The sequence below is a fragment of the Parvibaculum sp. genome, assembly GCF_035511255.1.
Classification (GTDB): Bacteria; Pseudomonadota; Alphaproteobacteria; order Parvibaculales; family Parvibaculaceae; genus Parvibaculum.
This window is the reverse complement of sequence record NZ_DATKFR010000214.1, coordinates 1-5,431: the sequence shown is the minus strand read 5'-3', so window position 1 is coordinate 5,431 and position 5,431 is coordinate 1. Positions and strand designations below refer to the sequence as shown.

Annotated in this window: 4 protein-coding genes and 1 pseudogene; all 5 read right to left on the bottom strand. The window is 65.0% G+C overall.

Annotated elements, in window-relative coordinates:
- Positions 1 to 372, bottom strand: a pseudogene (locus VMR03_RS08540) (NADP-dependent oxidoreductase); the annotation flags it as partial.
- 119 nt (positions 373 to 491) lie between these two features.
- Complete coding sequence (locus tag VMR03_RS08535) at positions 492 to 1,517, bottom strand: NADP-dependent oxidoreductase (RefSeq protein WP_325404203.1); 1,026 nt, start codon at positions 1,515 to 1,517, stop codon at positions 492 to 494.
- 81 nt (positions 1,518 to 1,598) lie between these two features.
- Positions 1,599 to 2,975: an efflux transporter outer membrane subunit gene (locus VMR03_RS08530; protein ID WP_325404201.1), complete on the bottom strand. Its 1,377-nt coding sequence runs from the start codon at positions 2,973 to 2,975 to the stop codon at positions 1,599 to 1,601.
- An 8-nt stretch (positions 2,976 to 2,983) separates the two neighbouring features.
- Positions 2,984 to 4,939 (bottom strand): MacB family efflux pump subunit, encoded by a 1,956-nt coding sequence (locus VMR03_RS08525; RefSeq protein ID WP_325404200.1) that lies wholly within the window; start codon positions 4,937 to 4,939, stop codon positions 2,984 to 2,986.
- Positions 4,936 to 5,431 (bottom strand): HlyD family efflux transporter periplasmic adaptor subunit (locus tag VMR03_RS08520; RefSeq protein ID WP_325404198.1); only part of this gene is annotated, 496 nt, incomplete at its 5' end. The genes VMR03_RS08520 and VMR03_RS08525, both read right to left, overlap by 4 nt.

Sequence of the window (5,431 nt, the reverse complement as noted above, 5' to 3'; positions counted from 1 at the left end):
CGTCGGACGGAGCTTTCCGTGATAGAGCGCGGGATCGAGCTTCTGGATGCCGCGTCCGTTCGAAAGCGCGTGGCTGGCCCAGCCGAAGCCGCCCGTCACACGATCGCCCGGCTTGAACTTTTCATTATTGGAAATCTCGACGATGCCGATCATGGCGCTGTCGATCGTCTCGCCGAGCGGCAGTGCCGCCGCATAGCTTGCGCCCGAAAGCCGCGAGCGCATGCCCGGATCGACGGAGTGATATTCGGTGCGGATCAGAAGCTCGTGCTCGCCGGGATCGGGGAGGGTGATCTCCTCAAGCCGGAAATTCTCCGGCGCGGGCTTGCCTTGCGGACGTGACGCGAGCACCCAGCGGCGGGCTTTTGTCGGCATTGGTTCCTCCCCTTTCTGTCCCGCTCACGCCCGTCATTGCGAGCGGAGCGAAGCAATCCAGTCTGGTGGCGATGGCTCTGGATTGCTTCGGCCTCCGGCCTCGCAATGACGGAGAGAAACTAAACCGCCTTGTCGGGGCCGATCTTCACCAGCATCTTGCCGGTGTTGGCGCCGGAGAAAAGATTGAGGAAAGCCCTGGGCGCGTTCTCGATGCCGTCCTCGACCGTCTCCTGCCACTTCATCTTGCCCGCCTTGATGAGCTTGCCCATCTCGGCATAGAAGGCCGGGATGATGTCGAGATGGTTCGAGACGATGAAGCCCTGGAGCTTCAGGCTCTTGCCGACCGCCATGATGATATTCGACGGGCCGGGGCGCGGCGCCGTGTCGTTATACTGCTCGATCATGCCGCAGAGAGCGAGGCGACCGAAGGGACGCATGTGGTTGATCGCAACTTCGAGATGCTTGCCGCCGACATTCTCGAAATAGACGTCGATGCCTTTCGGGAAGGCCGCGCCCACCGCCTTGTCGAGGTCGCCGCAGGTCTTGTAGTTGATCGCCTTGTCGATGCCCGCGACCTTTTCGAGCCATTCGCATTTCTCGTCGGAGCCGGCCGAACCGACGACATAGCAGCCATGCGCTTTCGCGAGCTGGCAGACGACCGTGCCGACCGCACCCGAAGCGGCGGAGACGAAGACGGTCTCGCCGTCCTTCAGCTCGCCGATCTTGAAGAGGCCCGCATAGGCGGTCATGCCCGGCATGCCGAGCGTACCGAGATAGGCCTCGATGGGTCCGAGCGCGGGATCGACCTTCTGAAAGGTCTCGGCCTTCTCACGGGCGTATTCGCGCCAGCCCCACATGCTCTGCACATAGTCGCCGACGGCGAGCTTGGGCGATTTCGAGACGATCACCTGGCCGATGGCGCCGCCCTGCAGCGGCTCGCCGATCTGGAAGGGCGGCACGTAACTTTCGCGATCCATCATGCGGCCGCGCATATAGGGGTCGACCGACATCCAGATGTTGCGGACGAGGACTTCGCCGTCGCCGGGCTGCGCGACGTCGCGCGAGGCGAGCTCGAAATTGGCGGGCGTCGGCGCGCCGGCGGGGCGCGATTTCAGACGGATTTCCTTCGAGACCAGATTGGCCATGTTTCTCTCCCTGAATTGTTGTTCCGGGGAGTAAACACGCTTTCCGTCAAAGCGGGAAGCTCGTCCGCGAACAGGGCCTGTTCAGGACCTCCAGCCGCCGCCCAGCGCGATGAAGAGATTGACCGCCGACGTATACTGGTTCAGGCGTGCCTGGGCCTCGCTGTCGCGCGCCGAGAGCCAGCTCCGCTGTGCGTCGAGAACCGACAGAAAGTCGCTTGCGCCTGCCTTGTAGCTCGCCTGGGAGAGATCGTAGGCGCGGCGCGCCTCGATCGAGGCGACGGTGAGGGAGGCCCGGCGGCGACTGAAGGCGTCGACGTCGGAAAGCGCGTCCTCGACCTCGCCGAAAGCGGTCAGCACCGTCTTCTGGTAGGTCGCGGCCAGTTCGGCGTCGCGGGCCTTCGCCGTCTGCAGATTGCCTTCGAGCTGTCCGCCCGAAAAGATCGGCGCCAGCAGCGAGGCCGCGAGCGAAGTGCCGTTGGTCGAGCCGATCCCCGCAACCCAGTCGACGCTCTTCGAGCCCGAAAGACTGATGCTTGGGAAGAAGGCCGCCCGCGCCGCGCCGATGTCGGCGTTGGCCGCCTGCAAACTCGCTTCCGCCTGACGAATGTCGGGCCGGCGCTCCAGAAGGCTGGATGGCTGCCCGACGGCGACGGTCGGCAGGGCGACGGCGTCCGTGGTGGCGGTCTTCACGTCGAAGCCTTCAGGGGCGCGGCCGAGCAGGATTGCCAGCGCGTGTTGATTGGCGGCGAGGCTTGTTTCGAGCGAGGGGATGCCGGCCTCGATGGTCGCCAGCGTCGTACGTTGCTGCGCGACGTCCAGGGCGGAAGCCGTGCCGTAGCTGAAGCGGGCTTCGACGAGCTTCAGCGTTTCACGCGCGGCGTCGAGGGACTCGCGTGCAATGGCAAGACGGTCCTTGAGATTGAGGATGGTGAAATAGGTAGTGGCGACGGAAGACTGGACGACGAGAATAGAGGCTTCCTTGCTGAAGACGCTGCTGCGCAGATCGGCCTCGGCGGCCTCGCTCTGGGCGCGATACTGGCCCCAGAGATCGACGGCATAGCTGATGATGAGGGAGCCGCTGGCGCTCCGGGTCGAGCCGGAACTGCTGCTCGATGTCGTGCGCGAGGCGCCGCCGCTGGCGTCGAGCGAGGGCAGGAGCGACGAGTTGGTGCTCCGCAACTGGCCCTCGGCCTGCTCGACGCGATGGAGCGCCGCGACGATGTCGAGATTGGCGCCGAGCGCGTCGGCCATCAGGCTCTGCAATTCGGGATCGTTAAACGAGGACCACCACTGAGCGGAGACGTCCACGGCGCCGTCTTTTGCCGACGGCCCCGCGAAGGCCGCCGGCACCGCGACTTGCGGGCGCTCGTAATCGGGCACCATCGAGCAGGCGCCAAGCGCCGAGGAGAGCATCAGAAGCGCGGTGAAACTGGCGACAGGCCGCCGGAGCGTTTGCATTTTTGAACCTATTCCGAAGCGAGCGCGATGACGGGATCGAGGCTGGCCGCCTTTCGCGCAGGTAAATAGCCGAACAGAAGACCCGTGGCAAAGGCGCAGGAAAAAGCGAGAAGCGGCGGCGAGAGCGAATAGGCGACCGGCATGCCGAAGGTTGCGCAGAGCATTGCCGTGCCGAGGCCGCCCAGCACGCCGATGAGGCCGCCGACGCCGCAGACGACGAGCGCCTCCGTGTTGAACTGGAGCATGATGTCCATCTGCCGTGCGCCGGTCGCCATGCGGATGCCGATTTCCCTCGTCCGTTCGGTGACGCTGACGAGCATGATGTTCATGACGCCGATGCCGCCGACGAGAAGCGAAATCGCGGCGACGGAGCCCAGAAGGATCGTCAAGGTGTTCTGCGTCTGCTCCGCAGTCTCGAGAATAGAGGCGGTGTTGCGGACCTGGAAATCCTGCGTCTTGTGCCGAGCGGTCACGAGCGTCGTGATCTTGTCCTCGGTGTCGTCGATGGTGGATGCGTCCGTCACCTTCACCGAAACCGTGCTCACATATTGCTTGCCGAAGAGGCGCATATAGCCGGTCGAGAGCGGGACGAAGGCGACGTCGTCCTGATCGTTGCCGAAGGAGGACGCGCCCTTGGATTCCAGCACGCCGACGACCTCGAAGGGGACGTTCTGGACGAGAATGTATTTGCCGACGGGATCGCCACCGTCCGGGAAAAGATTGCCCGCGATGGTCTGGCCGATGACGATCACAGGCGCGTAGCCGTCGAGATCGGCTTGCGTGAAGAACCCGCCGCTCGCGACGTTCCAGTCGCGGACCAACGGATAGGCGGGCCAGGTGCCCGTCACCTGCGTCCGGTAGTCGATGTTGCCGTAGCGCACGGTCACGGCGGTCGAGCGCTCCGGGACCGCCGCCTCGACATTGGAAAGGGCCGCGATCGCGGTCGCGTCTTCCGGCTTCAACGTCGCGATGTCGCCGGTATTGCGCATGCCGGGCGCACCGGGCCGGATCATCAGAAGGTTCGTGCCCATGGCCGAGATGCGGTCCATGACGTTCTGCTTCGAGCCGTTGCCGATCGCGAGCATAGCAACGACCGCACCGACCCCGATGACGACGCCGAGAAGCGTCAAGGCGGTGCGGAAGATGTTCGTCCTGAGCGAGCGGAAGGCCATCTTGATCGATTCACCGAGGTCGCCGCGGAAGAAGGAGACGGAAGCAGGTTTCGCGATCTCCGCGTCCCCGCCCGCCGGCACTACGCCGCGCGAGGGTGTCCGCTCGCTGTCTTCGGTCACGCGGCCGTCGGAGAGCTTGATGAGACGGCGCGCATGTTCGGCGACCGAGGGGTCGTGCGTGATGAGGATGACGGTCTTGCCCTCCGCGTTGAGGCTCGCGAGAAGGGCGAGCACTTCCGTGCCGCTCTGCGTGTCCAGCGCGCCGGTCGGCTCGTCGGCGAGAATGACCTCCGCGTCGTTCATCAAGGCGCGCGCGATCGAGACGCGCTGTTGCTGACCGCCGGAAAGCTGGTTCGGCCGGTGCCCGCCGCGATCTCCGAGGCCGAGCCGGGCGAGCAGGGCGCGGGCGCGAGAGACGCGATCGCCATGCGCCTTGCCGGCATAGATCGCAGGCAACTCGACATTCTCGGTCGCGGTCATGGTCGCCAGCAGGTTGTAGCGCTGGAAGACGAAGCCGAAAGTGTCTCGGCGCAGCGCCGCCAGTTCGTCGGAGGAGAGCGAGGCGACGTTCGTGCCATTCACCAGGTAGGTGCCGGATGTCGGTCGGTCGAGGCAGCCGAGGATGTTCATCAGCGTCGATTTGCCGGAACCCGACTGCCCCATGATGGCGACGAATTCGCCATGGCGGATCGTCAGCGATACGCCGTCGAGCGCGTGCACCTCCGTCTCGCCGGTCTGGTAGCTCTTGGCGACGTCGTGGATTTCGATCAGGGCATGAGACGTGCGTGTCATAGCATGGGCGGCCTGCCACCGCCGGCCGGGCTGCGCCGGGTGGTTTGGCCCGTCGAGGTTTCGATGCCGGTGACGACGATGTCGCCTTCCTCGAGCCCCGAGACGACCTGCGCCGAGGTCCGGGTCATCAGGCCGATTTTGACCTCGCGCGGGCTCGGACGGTTGCCGTTCATCACCATCACGCGATAGGTATTCTTGTCGCCGCCCTTGGACGGACGAAGCGCGGCCGCCGGGACGATGGGGACGTCCTTGGCCTCGCCGAGCACGAAGAAAACCTGCGCGGTCATGCTGGTCATCAGCGCCTGGTCTTCGTTGGCGACGTCGATCAGCGCGTTGTAGAGGATAACGTCATTGACGGTTTCGGGCGTCGGCAGGATCTGGCGAACGGTCGAACGCCATTTGCGGTCGGGCATGCCGAGCGTCGTGAAATAGACCGGCATGCCGACCTTGAGCTTGCCGACGTCTGCTTCTGCAACCTGTGCCTTGACCGTC

Coding starts and splice junctions, on each gene's coding strand:
- VMR03_RS08535 (WP_325404203.1), bottom strand. CDS start 1,517: ATGGCCAATCTGGTCTCGAAGGAAATCCGTCTGAAATCGCGCCCCGCC.
- VMR03_RS08530 (WP_325404201.1), bottom strand. CDS start 2,975: ATGCAAACGCTCCGGCGGCCTGTCGCCAGTTTCACCGCGCTTCTGATG.
- VMR03_RS08525 (WP_325404200.1), bottom strand. CDS start 4,939: ATGACACGCACGTCTCATGCCCTGATCGAAATCCACGACGTCGCCAAG.